Below are 15,552 nucleotides of genomic sequence, written 5' to 3' on the forward strand. Positions count from 1 at the left end.
TGTATTGGGTATATTTAGTATGAAATTCAGCCTTTTAGTTCTTATTGCATTGCTTGCACTGCCATTGCAAGCGATACAAGTAGACAAACAGCAGCTTCGTTACTGGCTAGAAAAGCGTGCGGGTCGAGCGCTTTCTGACTACGAGGCCAGACAGCAAATTTCAGATTATATCTCAGGGTTAGGTCGCTTTTCTGTGCGTGTGCCTTTCAATGGCAGACCACCTGGGGAGTCCACGGATTTACGCGGCTATCAGGGGGTATCAGGCAATTCAGTGAATGGTGCGAAAATACTGGCTATTCTGGTCGATTTTCCTGATTTGCCCCATGATGATAACCGTTTGGTACAATCTGACTCTGATATGTTCTATCCAACCTATCCTGTGAGTCATTACGAGCAACTGGTATTTTCAGAACAAGGGTTTAAAGCGCCTGATGGGCAAATACTCATGAGTGCTTATCAATACTACCAGCTGGCCTCAGGGGGGAGCTTTAGCCTAACGGGCGAGGCGTATGGTTGGATCACGGTAGCTCAAAAAGCACAATACTACGGCCAAAGAGTCGGTGTCAGCCGGGACATTAATGTCGCCTCGTTAGTGAAGGAGGCGGTGGAGCTCGCAGTCAGCCGCTATGACATAAATCTGAGCGAGTACGATCTTACCGATTTAAACGATCTGGATGGGGACGGCATCATCAATGAACCCGACGGCGTTGTGGATCATATTATGCTGTTTCACTCAAGCATTGGGGAGGAAGCTGGTGGCGGAGCCTTAGGCACAGATGCCATCTGGTCACACCGCTTTGTGGTATCAGAAGATGGTTATACACCCGTAGCAATTTCCAACAGTGACGTACGCATCCATAATTACACCGTTAACCCAATTGACGCGAGCGTAGGTGTAGTGGTACACGAGTTCGGTCATGAGTTGGGTCTGCTTGACGAATACGATCTGAGCAATGGAAATATAGGCGAACCGGTTGCAAACTGGTCTGTGATGTCTAATGGAAACTGGTTGGGGACTCTGCGAGGCTCACAACCCGTGTCTTTCTCCCCCCGTAACCTGGAAAGGTTACAAGCAAAATTTGGCGGAAACTGGGTAATTCAGAATGAGATGCAGCTTGCTCAGTTAACTCAGGCAAGCCAGGTAGAGTTGAATCATATTGGTGAGTATACCGGCAAGCCAGATCAGCTTAAGGTGAATTTACCTGTGTCGCTTGAGTATATAGGCGAACCAATCAATGGTAAGTATCAGTATTACTCTGGTCAGGGTAATGCCAAAATCAACCGTGCTTCTGTGACAATGATGTTACCTGACAACGAGGAGCTTCGCCTTGTCGCTCAGGCTCGTTTTGATATTGAGGACGGTTACGACTTTTTTCAGGCAAAGATCAATGAGCAGCCCCTTGCTGGTAATTTTACGAAAGCACAACATCCCATTTATCCGTCTGTTTCTAATTATATAGACGGCGACAGTGGCCGTAATGAAGGCGGTTCAAATGGGAGTAAAGTTGTCGAGTTAGTATACCCGCTTACTGAGTATTCAGGCCAGACAGTCACTTTGGAACTGTTATACCAAACGGATAATGTTGAATATGGTTTTGGAGTTCTGCTGGATGATATCACTGTATACGCTGGAGAGAATGTGCTCTCTGTTGCTGATGCAGAATCTCCCGAGCAGCTTTCGCTCATAGGTTTTAGTCGAATTGCCAGCTACAGAGCAGGGCTTGAACAGGCATACTATTTACAGCTGAGATCTCATCTTGGCATAGATACGGGACTACAAGGTGCCAGTTATGCGCCCGGTGTATTGGTCTGGTACGGTAATGAGAACGTCGAGAACAACTCTGTATCATTGCACCCGGGCAAAGGTAAAATCCTGGTGGTCGATACAGACCAACTTATCATACCCGGAGCAAATGGCGTGACGCCTGCTTCAACTCGGATCCAATTACGAGATGCGGCAATGAGAGTACATGATCAACCCGCTGGTCTTGGCGACAACCGATTGCAGGCCGTATCAGAATTTAATGATAGCCAGGACTATAGTCACCCTCAGCAACCTCTGTCTGGGGTAGTGTTACCTGAAAACGGACTGTCTATTGAAGTCCTCGAGGTAGGTGAAGATTACCGCAATGCACAGCTCCAGATATCTGTAGATACAATGCCTAAAATTCACGTGAAAGTGAATGACTTGAGTGTCGGTTTTTCCGTTTCCGGTCTGGTGCTCAATACGACTGATACCTTCGAATGGCAATTTGGCGATGGTATGCGTAGTGAACTGCTTGAGCCAGAACATCAGTATCAGGGTCAGGGAGTATATAAAGTAATTTTCACACGTACCAATGAGTCAGGAGAGACACAGTCGATTGAGCAACAGGTGACGATTGCTGCGCCATTAGTGTTGAGTGGTACAAATGTGGTTATCGACAAGGGGAGCCTGGCAGCCAGTGCCCAGTTCCAGGGAGGGGCTAACCCAGTCATTGTAAGTTGGGAGCTGGGTGACGGTACGATATTGAAGGGGAGTGATATTAAACATCAATATCGTTTTTCCGGTCGCTACTTAATCGTAGTCACATTGGAAGATGCCAACGGCAGCAAAGTGAGCAAATCGATAGAAGAAAGTGTTGTGGTACCGCTCAGTGGAAAGATTAACGTGGTAAAGAGTGGGCTGACGACAGACTTTGCATTACTGGCTCAGGGTGGCTCAGGAAATTATGAAATTAGCTGGGCTTTTGGTGATGGTCAGACAGGAAGCGGCGCATCAGTCAGTCATAGTTACGACGGTGCCGGTAGCTATCAGGTGTCAGCAACGCTCACGGATCTAAGCGATAATCAGCAAGTCGTGGTGTCAGCAGATGTAACGCTTGTTGAGTCAACAGGCGAAGAGCAGGGTGGATCCGCGGGTGGTTTATTGGCGTTGAGTACTCTGATGCTTGTAATGACAGGGACAAGAAAACGCCCTGCATAAGCAGGGCGCTGTGATATTTCGAGCGTTTGTAAGGTTTACAGGCGCTCGATAACTGCTTGTGTGAAGTCAGTTGTACCGTGGTTGCCACCCAGATCGCGTGTTGTACGGTCACCTGATTTGATCACATCAGCAACGGCATTGCGGATCTTGTCAGCAGTCTCACCCATATCCAGGTATTCAAGCATTTGAATAGACGCCAGGATTACAGAAGTTGGGTTTGCCAGGTTCTTACCTGCGATATCTGGAGCACTACCGTGTACTGCTTCAAAAATGGCAGCATTTTCGCCGATGTTTGCGCCTGGAGCCATGCCCAGTCCACCAACCAGACCTGCACACAGGTCAGAAATGATGTCACCAAACAGGTTAGTTGTGACGACAACGTCGAACTCTTCAGGGGTCATAACCAGCTTCATACAAGTTGCATCGACGATCATTTCCGCTGATTCGATTTCCGGGAAGCGCTCTCCAACTTCGCGTGCTACTTTCAGGAACAAGCCAGAAGTAGACTTCAGGATGTTTGCTTTATGAACTGCGGTTACTTTTTTACGGCCTTCACGCTGGGCTAGCTCGTATGCAAAAGTAACGATCTTCTCAGCACCTTCACGCGTGATTTTAGACATAGCTTCTGCTTCGCTACCGTCTTCAGAGACAACCTGGCCCAGGCCTGAGTACATACCCTGTGTGTTTTCGCGTACTGTGATGATATCGATATCGTCGTAGCGTGCTTTTGTGCCTTCAAAAGATTTAACAGGGCGCACGTTTGCATACAGACCAAAGTGCTTACGCAGTGTTACGTTGATTGAAGTAAAGCCTTCACCAACAGGCGTCGTCAGTGGGCCTTTAAGAGTAATTTTGTTGCGTTCAATGGCTTCCAACGTTTCAGGAGGCAGCAGCTCACCGGTTTTTTCCAGTGCAGCTAGTCCCGCGTCAACGTACTCATAATCGAATTCACAACCAGCCGCATTCAAAATTTCAATTGCTGAGTCGATGATGCTTGGACCGATGCCGTCGCCACGGATCACCGTGATAGTTTGCTTAGCCATTTATGTTTCCTTTATCAAAAGTAAATTTACATCTAAGAACAGATTAAACTAGTGTAGTTGACCTTTTCTGTGATGTTAGATCGCTTGAAAATTTAAGCGCGTTTTATAGCAATTTATTCATTTATATTCCAGTAAGGAATGAATAAATGGCATAAATACGGTGAATACCCGAAATGCATGTTATTTATCGGGTAAATATCAGTCAATTAAATTGTATAAGCCGATGGACTGAAGGTGTGTCATCAGGGTGTCAAGATTAGTCCAGTCATGCAATCTGGCCTGATCTTCCAGCACCTGACGTTGCCAGGCTGAAGTTTCAAAATTTGAGTCGCAGATTAACAAAGTTAATATCTTCACAGCGGTAAAGGTGAGTGCCAGGCCCGAGAGTTTCGATTTACGAGATAGTTCAGACTGTTCAAACGCACGGTGGGCATCACTGGAGGCAAAATGATTATGAAAGTAGTGCTTGAACTCCTCTTCACTGAACTCTGCAAAGCCAAATAGCTGTGCCAGAGAAACCGGGTGAGTACTGTCAGATGAGTCGATGGCGAAGGGAAATCGTTTTATGTCTACACTGTGTCGCTTCAGCATAAATGCGATAGCAGCACTTACCGGAGAGAGTATGTGTTCATAGTGATGGCCATAATTTTGCTGTACAAGTGCGGCCAATACCTGAGCGAATAATTGATATTTATGCCAAATGTCTTTTGCAAAAGGGTGCTTAAGTTGCACTATTAATTGCTCAACCAATACCCGCTGGCAAAGTAATGCCGCTGCGTCCAGGCCAACCATAGTGAGGCAATGTCGCAGATTTGCGCCTTTTTGTGCTTCTCTGTTGTAGAGTCTTGCCGCTTGTGACAAGGCTGTTTCAATTTCTGGGAATGGCGCTATCGTTTTTTCTATGGCTCTGAAGCTACCAAAGTTTGCGCCTCCAAGCTGTTCGACTACATGTAAGGCTTCGGTCATCTGATCCGAAGATGTTGCCAGCGACATGGGCGGGATACGAGACCATACACGATATAACAGCTGTGGATCTGACACTTTTAGCACACGGTAGCACTGCCGATAACGCCTTTGTGTTTTGATCAGGCGAGAGATTTTCCCTGATTGCATAATCGCAAGAATTGCATGGTTTTCTTCCTCGCTAAGTAACAGTGCCTGATGATCAGGGTGTTGTTGCACTGCCCCTGCTGGGTAGGCATCAAGCTGCCTGGCAAGCAGTTGCAAACTGATTTGCAAAAAAGTATGGGTATTATTCAGATACAGTTGCTTAATAACGGCTGGCAGAGAAGTTCGATGATCCTTTTTCATTAATGCGACTGAAATCTGAGTCGCAATAGCGACCAGTAATGTCACATTGTCATACAAAGGTGTGGCGCGTTTGCGACAGATAGACAGCTCATAGCCAGATAACCTTGCGAGGATCCGGGTTACCTGAGGCGACTGTAGTTGTCCGGCACTTAGTACTTTAACAGCCAGTTGATGGCGCAGTCTGAGTTTTTTCGACTCGACACTTGATAAGGACTTATCAGCTGCGACTTTGTCATATTCGCGACTGGCGCACAATACACTGGCAAAGCTTGCAACCAACAGTTCATGGATCATTTGCTCTGCATAACCATGGGCATAGCCAAGCATGCACAGCAATATTGACTGCTTAACCAGCACGTTAGTTGAATGTCTGTAAGGAGTGGCTACAAAGTGTAGATGGGCATGCAGGGCATTCGGAGCTTGGCGGTACAAGCGGGTGTATTGTTCAGCGAGCTGTGCAAGCGTGACATCAATTTTAGGCCAGCTAGCCTTATCGTAGTACAAGGACAATACGGACTCAGATTGAGTCAGGAGTTTATGCAGCTGCCTTGCTATATCCTCATTGACAGTCATTAGAAAGCCTTGTCGTACGCAACAATTGCGCCAGCTCCCCAAAGTGTAAGCTGGCCATTTTCAAACAGTAATCCGGTACATTCATCTTGCGTGGTGATCCCATCCGGTTTAACCAGCTGTGTTCTGTAAAAGACGATCTGCAGCACGCGATCGCCCTCTGACTTAACATAGGTCAGGTCAGGGCTGCCAAGCGTTTCTAACACCTCATCCAGTTCGACTACCATGTCGGGCTTGAGCTTGCTGATATAACGTTTATTGAAGGCTTCTCTGTCTTGCCAGATCATGGCCTGAGGGTCATCTTTATAGAAATTAATGACCAGATACACAATGACACCGTATACGGCAAGACCAAGAAAAACGTATTGTAAAACCTTTTTAATCATTGAAATACACCAAAAACTCCCGAAGCTAGCGTAACGGAAGCGCATGACCGGAACAAGTTATTTGCGCTCAATCACTCTGAGTTGACTTAAATTAAAGCCAAGATTGATGTCAGTTTGTAGTGAAACGAGTGTTTTACTCAAAATAAAGTCATCCAGACCCGCTTCTAGCTTGCGTCGGGTAGTCGACGAGAGGCTTGATGTGTTTAAGGCTTGTTCAACATCACCGAACTCTGTTATCAGGTCTATGGCGGTTTTTTTTCCTACACCTTTAACACCTGGGATATCATTGGTTTTATCACCCATTAATGCCCATAATTCTGTGAGTGCATGGTAAGGCACTGAAAACTTTTCCAAAATTTGCTGATGACTCATATAGGATTGGGAAAAATAGTTGTAAACGGCCACTTTGTCTGAACACAGAGGCAAAAACCCTTTGTCCGTTGACACGATCACTGAGGGCACCTGGTTGTGGCTTGCTTTGCTTGCCAGCGTGGCAATAACATCATCAGCCTCATCTTGCTCCGGGAAAAATGTGGTAATACCGCACGTTTTAAACCCTTCGGCAATCCGGGAGAGGTTTTGCTTGAGTGACTCAGGCATAGGCTTTCTGCTGTGTTTGTAATTCGCGTAATAATGATAGCGCCAGCTGCGCTCGCCATCAAAAACGGCAATCGCATGGGTTGGTTCAACGCGCCGAAGCAGTTTTGTGCAGGCATTGCTGACACGAGCTTTACATGATTGCATGACTTGCTGTTCACTCACTCCCTGTTGATCAGCATCAATTGCGTAGATTCGCCGAATAAGGTTAAGTGCATCTATAAGAAGTAGTTTTGCCATGTGTGAATTAGGGGGATTTCTTAGAGGTTAAAAATAGGGGGTAAGGCAGTACCTTACCCAAGTGTCATGATTTTATTTCATAGCAGGGCACATAAGTACTGCCGGGTAATTTCATTCTGCCTTGTGCAACAAAAGCGTGTAGCAGCTTGTCCATATCGCTCATTAAAGAAGCGTCACCGCTGAGGGTATAAGGCCCTTTCTGCTTGATGGCAGTGATACCTTGTTCCTTTACATTACCTGCTACTATACCAGAAAACGCTCTGCGCAGGTTGGCAGCCAGATCTTGCTTAGGCTGCGCTAAGTGTAAATCCAGGCCTGCCATATTCTCGTGAGTCGGTTCAAATGGTTGCTGGAACTGATCTTCGATTTTCAGTGTCCAGTTAAAGTAATAGGCATCGCCTTGAACTTTACGATATTCTCTGACCTGCTCCATACCCCTGCGTAACCTCTGTGCAACTTGCTCAGGTTGGTCAACCAGCACTTCAAATTTACTCAGGGCTTCTTTGCCCAGTGTTTTCTCTACAAAATTACAGAGTTCGTCGAAGTAGGCCTTTGCCGAGCTTGGGCCGGTTAATATAACAGGCAGCTGTTGCTTGGCGTTATCCGGGTGGAGTAAGATCCCGAGCAGATAGAGCAGTTCTTCAGCTGTGCCTGCACCGCCAGGAAAAATGATGATGGCGTGTGCGGTTCTGACAAACGCTTCCAGGCGCTTTTCTATGTCAGGCAGGATCACTAGCTCATTGACTATAGGATTTGGCGGCTCGGCAGCAATAATGCTGGGTTCAGTCAATCCAAGGTAGCGGTTACTCGTTATCCGCTGCTTAGCATGACCAATAGTCGCGCCTTTCATTGGGCCTTTCATCGCGCCCGGGCCGCACCCGGTGCAGATATTCAGGCCTCTGAGTCCAAGTTGGTAACCAACTTCTTTTGTATATTTATATTCTTCTTCATTGATAGAATGACCACCCCAGCAGACAACCATATTGGGGTCGGTGTTAACTTCGAGTGCATCGGCATTACGCAACATATCAAAGACCATGTGCGTAATAGCTCTGGGATCTTTAATCTGTTCCTCGTGGCGCTGGCAGATGAACAAAATGTCTCTGATCACGGAAAAAATGTGTTCATGGATCCCGGCAATGATTTGACCATCGACGAAAGCGGATTCTGGAGGATTTGTCAGCTCTATTTTTATACCACGCTCACGAGCAATGAGCTTAATATCAAAGTCTTGATACTTATTATAAATCTCGTAGCTAGAGTCTGTATGACTGCCTACATTAAGTACTGCTAAAACACAATTTCTGAATAGTCGATATCGCTCAATCGTTGAGGACTGTTGAAGCAGATCGACTTCCAGTTTAGAGAGTAGATTAAGTACACCTGTTGGGTTCAACTGTACATGCATAGGCAGTCTCCTTGTTAATCACGTAAGCAAAGTTTATCTCTGCCGCTGTTTTTAGCTTCATACAGGGCTTCGTCGGCACGATCAAAGGCCGTCAATTTTGAGTCGCCTTCTTTGAGCTGTGTTGCCCCTAATGAGATAGTGATCCGCACTTCTTTGTCTTTGAAGCGAAACGGAATTGATTTAACCGTTGCACGAATTTTTTCCAGCGGTGCATAGGCTGCTTCAATTGGCATACCAGGCATAAGAATGACGAACTCTTCGCCGCCGTATCGTGCAATAAAATCAGATTTACGGATAGATTTTTTCAGTGCACGCGCAATCACCTGAAGTGTTTTATCTCCTGCGCTGTGGCCATATTTATCATTGATAGATTTAAAGTGGTCTACATCAACAACGACTAAAGTAACGTCATTGCCCTGTATCTCAAACAAATGAAATTCCTGGCTGTATCTATCATCAAAGGCCGATCGGTTAGGCAGTTTGGTTAAGCCGTCCAGAAGACTTTTAAATCTCTGCTCATTAAGCCGCTTTTTGTAGGTATTGACTTTGTTCTCAAGTACATTAATACGACTATTAATCGTATCAAAGCTCTCGAGCAAGGCTTCTTTGTCCCGGCGCTCGATGTTTTCACGCTCCACTAAGTCCTTACTTATCTGAGCAAGCTCATCGTCGACTAGCCCTTTAAGTTCGGCAATTGAGGAGGCTTTTTGAGTGTTTTCCGTTAGCCGTTTGATTTTTGATTCAATACGTTCATTTAACGCATTGAGCTCTTTGTTGATGGACTTGGAATGACTCGTAGTATCTAAGATAGATTTATGTAATTCTTCCAGAGTTTGGTTTAAAGATACCAAAAAACCTTGAGCTGATTGCCTTTCACGTGCGATCGACTTAGCAAAAATTCGAATAACAGCAATCGCATTCTCCAGCAATGAGTCTATATTTGAATCGGTCGAAATACTGTGCTTGATGGCTTTTACTTCGTCAGCAACATCATCTTCAAAAACAAGTTCATTGGTCAGCCCAAGTAATTCAGTTGCTAACTCTGGGTTGTTTTGTTGCGTCGAAGTATCAATGTCGTATTTGGCATCAAAGACCTGAAGATAAAATTGTAAAAGCTTATCAAGTAAAGGAACAAACTCTGGGATAGCATCGATGTCACCCAGTTCGTTGTCGAGTAAGTTGCGTAACTTGCGACGGGTATCTTCTGGCACCCCACGTAGCTTTTGCAGCTGCTTACCCGCACTTTGAATATGTGTCACAAGATTGCGGTGATTGGCAGAGTTAGTGCTATCTAGCTGTTTTAATTGAACACTGGTATTTTCGATCAAGGGGGCAAGGTGCTCAAAGTCCATCCCCTTTGCAAGTGCACTACGATACTTAGCCAACAGATTGTCTAAAGACACGTCTTGTCCTTTACAGCCAAGGGTGAGCTTTGCAGCAAATTCAGACAGAGTATCTACCTGCTGTTTTCTCGCTTCTTCCAGCGCTTTTCTTGCTTCAATTGCTTGTGATAGTTTTTTCTCTAATCGCGCAGTATTATCAGTCACAGAAACCTAACATTCTTATTTTAACCTACTCATTAGCAAGTCTACATCAAATTACTGATTAATGTGGAAGATTTTAAGTCGTAGATCTGCCTATTTTGGCCGTTGACTCGTCGTATTTGGTGGTATTGACTCAGACTTTTTTGTTAGCTTAGCCCTATATTTGCTATTTTACTGTTACTCTATGAAAAAAACCTGTTCCCTGCTCATTGCTTTGAGTGCTTTCCCTGCGTTTGCAGATGTTGAATATACCCTGACTATCACAGAACCAGAACACCACCTTGGCGAAGTTGAAATTACCTTTCCAAAGAGTGCCCAGGCGCACATGGATATCAAACTCGCTGACTGGCGAACCGGACGTTATGAAATTCTTAATCTTGCAAACGGGATCCGCGCATTCGATGCGGTCGATGCGAATGGGCAAGAACTTGAGTGGCACAAAGTAGATAAAAGCACTTGGCGTGTTCATCTTGATAGTCCTACTGAGGTGACAGTGAACTATCAGGTATACGCAAATGAACTCGGCCTCAGAGCGAGGCATATTGATGATAGCCATGCTTTTGTTGATGCCTCGGGCTTTTTCATGTTCAGCGAATCATTTCGTAGCGAGCCGGTTCTAGTTCAAATGAAGGTACCTGAGCCGTGGCGTTCCGTCTCAGGTATGGAATTCGCGGGGAACAAACATCGCTTTTCTGCGGCTAACTTTGATGTTCTGGTTGATTCTCCAATCGAGTCGGGGATTAATCAACTTCACACGTTTCGTGTTGATGGCCGGGACTATGAATTGGTGATCTGGGGTGAAGGTAACTATGACGTTGACCTGATGCTCAGCGACCTGAAGAAGCTCGTTCAAACGGGCAGTCTTATCTGGCAGGATTATCCTTATGAGCGTTATGTTTTCATGGTTCATGCGACCAGCGGCGCTAGGGGCGCTACGGAACATCTGAACTCAACCATTATTCAACGCCACAGAGATGCCTTTGCCAAGCGTGATGATTACATTGGATTTATTTCAACCGCTGCTCATGAGTTTATCCATACCTGGAACGTAAAAAATTACCGTCCAGCCGGACTTGTGCCCTATGACTATGTCAACCCAAATTACACTGACTTGCTTTGGTTGTCGGAGGGCTCTACCAGCTACCTCGAAGACTTTCTGTTGCTTAGTGCAGGGATCATTACTCATGAAGAGTATTATAAAGGTTTGACTAAGCGACTTAATCGCCATCTGAAAACACCGGGTAGAGAAATACAAAGTGTTGCGCAAACCAGCTTTGATAAATGGATTAATCAGGGCGGCGACCATGGCAAAAACTTCAGCACTAATATTTATTCAGAAGGCGCTTTGGTTTCGATGATGCTGGATATTAAGCTACTGGACGACAGTGATGGGAAGGTTAGTTACCGTGACGTGCACGCTATATTGGCAAAGCGCCATGCGTTGCCAAACTCGTTTAATAGCCAAGATGTGTTGGATATCCTTAAAGAGATCAGTGGTCAGGATTACACCCAGTGGTGGGCAAAGAACATTGATACGCCGTTTATACTGGATGTGGGAACCTTGATTGAAAAAGTGGGACTGGCTTATCAATATCCTGCAGGTAGTCAGACTATTGCCGGTTTTGACGGTCAGGCAAAATCAAACGGCGAGTTGCTTGAGTTAAGTCATGTGGCACGCAACGGCAATGCGTGGCAGGGCGGATTAACAAGTGGCGATAAACTGGTGGCGCTTAACAAGCATCAGGTGAGAAATACATTGGACAAAACAATGGCACTGTTTGAGCCTGGGCAAAAGGTGGTTGTTGACTTTATTCGTCGCAATAAACTGATGTCTACAGAAATGACACTGAGCGAAGTACAATCAAAACCAAAACAGGTCACAGCACTGTCGCAGCCTACGCAGCGTCAACAGATGTTGTATCGCGCCTGGATGGGTGTGCCGCATCCTAATGCGGGGCAAACAAGCCAATAAGCACGACACAAAAAAAAGGGAGCCGAGGCTCCCTTTTTTAAAATCGATTAAATTACATAATTCGCGAAAAGAAGCGTGATTTCTTCGTGCTTGAGCGATTGCGGCGCATAGAAGAGCGGATCTGAGAGCGCGTACCAGCCAACCAGGTTTCGCGGTCAACTTTTGCGGCATCACCACGGCGCGCTTCTTCAGTTGCGCGGAAGCCGCAGAACTGACGATAAGCACTTAAATCCAGCGACAATTCTTGCAACACCAGCTCAATCATGATGGCATCATCAATGTAACCCAGCACAGGGACATTATCTGGCACTATGTCTTCAGGTTCACTGAAATAGGCCAAAGATAGCATGATTTCGCGCTTTTCATCTTCTGGCATTTGCCATTCTTCGTCCTGCACTGCATCAATCAGTGCGGCAAGTGACATCATGCGCGTGCGCACGAACTCAGGTAAGTTAGACTTTTCCATGTTGTTGACCAGCTCTTTGGCCTTGCTGATGATTTCGTCGTCGCTCAAACCCTGGCTTTTTTCGATAGTCGCATTCATCATGCTACGAAAATGCGCTAGATCGGCATCGGATAATTCAAAGTTGATTTCAATTGACACTGGATTCTCCCTGAGGATTTTAATTTTTTATTGTGATGTCTGAAGTTAGGTGGTTATTGATAAGTTGTCAAACCCACCTTAACTGCTAACAACACTATGCCACTTTAGGTACTAATAATTAAGAGCGGATCAAAGATTTATTAAAGAATGCGGCGTGTTTGTTGTCAAATTAGACAAAAGTCGGGCAGATGATAAACACCTGCCTGTGATGCTGCTATTGGGAAATTTCTAATGAGATAACCCAAGGCGTTTTTCGATCCAGGCCAGTCCCTTGGCTAAGGGTAATTTTTGCATCTGAAGCGCTACTGGTGTAAAGCAGGGCAGTGGTTTTTACTTGGTCTTTTTGCCATGAGGTGCCCAGACAGGCACTTAATTGCTGATCGACGTTATTAAACAGTGTTGTCGCGTCAGACTCGGTAATGAATGATTTAGTGCATTCATAGGCGACACGCCCGCTACTGTATTGATTGATCTGACAACTGTTAGCGATTAAGTGGGCCTTTGGTTGCCATGCGCTCATCAGTGGTGAGCTGACTTCGCTGCCTTTAAGTTGGGCAAAGTCATCTTGAGTTCCGCGTGTCAGGGCAAGTATTTTGTCACAGTCACTCAATGTGTCGACGCGGTTTTGTACGTCGGCAGGCAATTGTTGGCATGCGGTGAGTGATAGCAGCGCAATAGGGAGAATAAACTGGCGATGATTCATGGCTATGTCCTTCATCTTAATTGTGGAGCCAGTCGAGCCTGAAATGACTCAACTGGCCTGAGCATAGCATGAAGCAGGTTGAGTTCGCAGAAAACTCAGCATTATTTATGACGTTCGCTCAGCGTTTCTACAACCTGCTCAAGGGATAAACCACTGCGTTGTAGCAATACAATCAGGTGGTAGAGCAGATCCGCAGATTCGTTGCGCAATTCCAGTTGATCTTGTTTCATGGCCGCCAGTGCCACCTCAACGCCTTCTTCACCAACTTTTTGGCAGCTGCGGCTGAGATCTTTGGCAAACAAAGAAGCCGTGTAACTTTGTTCTGGATCGGCGTCTTTACGCTCGCAAATGACGCGCTCCAGCTCAGACAAGAAGCTAATTGCCGGACGCGCATCGTCAAAACAACTTTGTGTGCCAAGGTGGCAGGTTGGTCCGGCTGGGTTTGCAAGCAGCAGCAGGCTGTCGCGATCGCAATCTGTATAGGCTGAAACCAGCTTTAACACATTGCCTGACTCTTCACCTTTGGTCCACAGCCGCTGTTTTGAGCGAGAGTAGAAGGTGACAAGGCCTTTTTCAAAAGTTGCGTTGAGTGCAGTCTGATCCATAAAGCCCTGCATCAGGATAACGCCGCTTTGTGCGTCCTGAACGATGGCAGGGATCAGCGCCATTTTATCAAAATCTAGAGTTGTGAGGTTGTCCGGAGTGAGTTTCATAATCTGCAAGGCACCTTGTTAGCCGCTAAATATTGTTTAAGCCTATCAATTTCAATGAGCTGTTTGTGAAAAACGCTGGCTGCCAGCGCGCCGTCGACATCGGCTTGCTGAAATACATCGACAAAGTCCTGCATAGTACCAGCGCCGCCAGAGGCAATCAGTGGTACGTCACATTGTTTGCGAATGTTGCTCAGCTGTTCAATGTCATAGCCTTTTCGTACGCCATCCTGGTTCATGCAGTTGAGGACAATTTCCCCGGCTCCGAGTTCCTGAACACGCTGAACCCATTCACTGGTTTTATAGCGTGTCTGGCTCGCGCTGTTAGGGTCGCCGGTTAACTGGTACACCAGATATTCGCCGGTGGTGGCATCAAAAAAGCTGTCTATGCCAACGACCACGCATTGTTTGCCAAATTCATCGTGCAGCTCTTTAATGAGTTCGGGCCGCGCGATTGCCGGGCTGTTAATGGAAATTTTATCCGCACCTTGTTCCAAGACTTTTGCGGCATCTGCCACCGACTTAATGCCACCGGCGACGCAAAAAGGAATATCAATATGGCGGGCTATGTCCCTGACCCAGTTAACATCCAGCAAGCGTTTCTCAACGCTGGCACTGATCTCATAGAACACCAGTTCATCGGCCCCGGCCTGACTGTAAAGCGCGGCTAGCTCAAGGATCTCGCCAACGATTTCGTGTTGTTTAAATTTAACGCCTTTAACAACCTGGCCATTTTTGACATCGAGGCAAGGGATTATGCGCTTTGATAACATGCAATTGCCTCCTCAACAGTAAATGCGCCATCCAGTAACGACTTACCCAGAATAATTCCACTTACGCCCAGTTCAATCAACTTACGAATATCATCTAAACTGCTGACCCCACCCGAAGCCTGAACCCTGACCCCTGGACTGTGCGCGACAATTTCCTGGTAGAGTGCAAAAGAGGGGCCTGTCATGGTGCCATCTTTACTGATGTCCGTACATAAGAAATCATACACGCCCAGCGCCAGGTAAAAATCAATGAGTTCGAACAGGCTTAACTGAGACTCCTCGAGCCAGCCATGGGTGGCAACTGCCCAACCTGATGCGCTGCGTTTTACATCCAGTGCGATGACAAAGCGCTCGGCACCAAACTCTTCAATCCATGCGGCAACTTCTTCTTTGCTGTCTACGGCCATGGAGCCAATCACAACTTGTTGCGCACCCGCTTTAAGCCATTGCTTCACGTCTTCATAACGACGGATCCCACCACCGACCTGATAAGGGGCCGTCAGTTCCGCAGTGGCTCGCTGGATCTGTTGCCATTGCTTCTTTTGTGGGTCGCGCGCGCCTTCCAGGTCAACCAGGTGCAATTTTGCGGCACCCGCATCCTGATACGATTTTAAGCGACTTGCCAGTTCGAAAGGGTAGAACTGTGCGGTGTCATACTTGCCCTGATACAGGCGTACAATCTGGTTTTGTAATACATCTAATGCAGGAATGATCATTATCTTGTCC

Annotated in this window: 13 protein-coding genes; 2 read left to right on the plus strand and 11 right to left on the minus strand. The window is 46.3% G+C overall.

Features of this window, described 5'->3' with window-relative positions; genetic code table 11:
- The first annotated feature begins 19 nt into the window (after window positions 1–19).
- Window positions 20–2,965 carry an immune inhibitor A domain-containing protein gene (locus tag ACXAH1_RS13140; RefSeq protein WP_475197279.1) on the plus strand — a complete coding sequence of 982 codons (2,946 nt, stop codon included), beginning with the start codon at window positions 20–22 and terminating at the stop codon, window positions 2,963–2,965.
- A gap of 35 nt (window positions 2,966–3,000) precedes the next feature.
- On the opposite strand, the gene ACXAH1_RS13145 is transcribed toward ACXAH1_RS13140, so the two are convergent.
- From ACXAH1_RS13145 to ACXAH1_RS13170, 6 genes are all read right to left on the minus strand, one after another.
- On the minus strand, window positions 3,001–4,008 hold the full coding sequence (locus tag ACXAH1_RS13145) for an isocitrate dehydrogenase (protein ID WP_138551911.1): 1,008 nt from the start codon (window positions 4,006–4,008) through the stop codon (window positions 3,001–3,003).
- Between the two features lie 198 nt (window positions 4,009–4,206).
- On the minus strand, window positions 4,207–5,892 hold the full coding sequence (locus tag ACXAH1_RS13150) for a hypothetical protein (protein WP_475197281.1): 1,686 nt from the start codon (window positions 5,890–5,892) through the stop codon (window positions 4,207–4,209).
- Window positions 5,892–6,275, minus strand: a complete 384-nt coding sequence (locus ACXAH1_RS13155; protein ID WP_138543332.1) for a DUF3192 domain-containing protein — start codon at window positions 6,273–6,275, stop codon at window positions 5,892–5,894. Before ACXAH1_RS13155 ends, ACXAH1_RS13150 begins: the two co-directional genes overlap by 1 nt.
- Window positions 6,276–6,332: 57 nt before the next feature.
- Window positions 6,333–7,112 carry a flap endonuclease Xni gene (xni, locus tag ACXAH1_RS13160; protein ID WP_475197283.1) on the minus strand — a complete coding sequence of 260 codons (780 nt, stop codon included), beginning with the start codon at window positions 7,110–7,112 and terminating at the stop codon, window positions 6,333–6,335.
- A gap of 64 nt (window positions 7,113–7,176) precedes the next feature.
- On the minus strand, window positions 7,177–8,520 hold the full coding sequence (gene ppnN / locus ACXAH1_RS13165; RefSeq protein WP_475197284.1) for a nucleotide 5'-monophosphate nucleosidase PpnN: 1,344 nt from the start codon (window positions 8,518–8,520) through the stop codon (window positions 7,177–7,179).
- A gap of 14 nt (window positions 8,521–8,534) precedes the next feature.
- A complete protein-coding gene (locus tag ACXAH1_RS13170; protein ID WP_475197285.1) occupies window positions 8,535–10,067 on the minus strand; it encodes a GGDEF domain-containing protein in 1,533 nt (510 codons plus the stop codon).
- Between the two features lie 181 nt (window positions 10,068–10,248).
- Between ACXAH1_RS13170 and ACXAH1_RS13175 the strand changes: the two genes are divergently transcribed.
- Complete coding sequence (locus ACXAH1_RS13175; RefSeq protein ID WP_475197286.1) at window positions 10,249–12,036, plus strand: M61 family metallopeptidase; 1,788 nt, start codon at window positions 10,249–10,251, stop codon at window positions 12,034–12,036.
- Window positions 12,037–12,088: 52 nt separating this feature from the next.
- Here ACXAH1_RS13175 and ACXAH1_RS13180 read toward each other — a convergent pair whose 3' ends face one another.
- The 5 genes from ACXAH1_RS13180 to hisA all read right to left on the minus strand — a co-directional run bounded on the left by ACXAH1_RS13180 (window position 12,089) and on the right by hisA (window position 15,542).
- Window positions 12,089–12,640 carry a YkvA family protein gene (locus tag ACXAH1_RS13180; RefSeq protein WP_475197287.1) on the minus strand — a complete coding sequence of 184 codons (552 nt, stop codon included), beginning with the start codon at window positions 12,638–12,640 and terminating at the stop codon, window positions 12,089–12,091.
- 214 nt (window positions 12,641–12,854) lie between these two features.
- Window positions 12,855–13,343 carry a hypothetical protein gene (locus ACXAH1_RS13185; RefSeq protein WP_475197288.1) on the minus strand — a complete coding sequence of 163 codons (489 nt, stop codon included), beginning with the start codon at window positions 13,341–13,343 and terminating at the stop codon, window positions 12,855–12,857.
- A 101-nt stretch (window positions 13,344–13,444) separates the two neighbouring features.
- The gene (gene hisIE, locus ACXAH1_RS13190) at window positions 13,445–14,056 is read right to left on the minus strand and encodes a bifunctional phosphoribosyl-AMP cyclohydrolase/phosphoribosyl-ATP diphosphatase HisIE (RefSeq protein ID WP_475197290.1); all 612 of its coding nucleotides are present in this window, start codon (window positions 14,054–14,056) and stop codon (window positions 13,445–13,447) included.
- Window positions 14,053–14,826: an imidazole glycerol phosphate synthase subunit HisF gene (gene hisF / locus ACXAH1_RS13195; RefSeq protein WP_475197291.1), complete on the minus strand. Its 774-nt coding sequence runs from the start codon at window positions 14,824–14,826 to the stop codon at window positions 14,053–14,055. Before hisF ends, hisIE begins: the two co-directional genes overlap by 4 nt.
- Window positions 14,808–15,542: a 1-(5-phosphoribosyl)-5-[(5-phosphoribosylamino)methylideneamino]imidazole-4-carboxamide isomerase gene (gene hisA / locus ACXAH1_RS13200; protein ID WP_475197293.1), complete on the minus strand. Its 735-nt coding sequence runs from the start codon at window positions 15,540–15,542 to the stop codon at window positions 14,808–14,810. The genes hisF and hisA overlap by 19 nt, the downstream gene beginning before the upstream one ends.
- Window positions 15,543–15,552 lie beyond the last annotated feature (10 nt).

This window comes from Pseudoalteromonas sp. AWH4_217, from assembly GCF_056161105.1.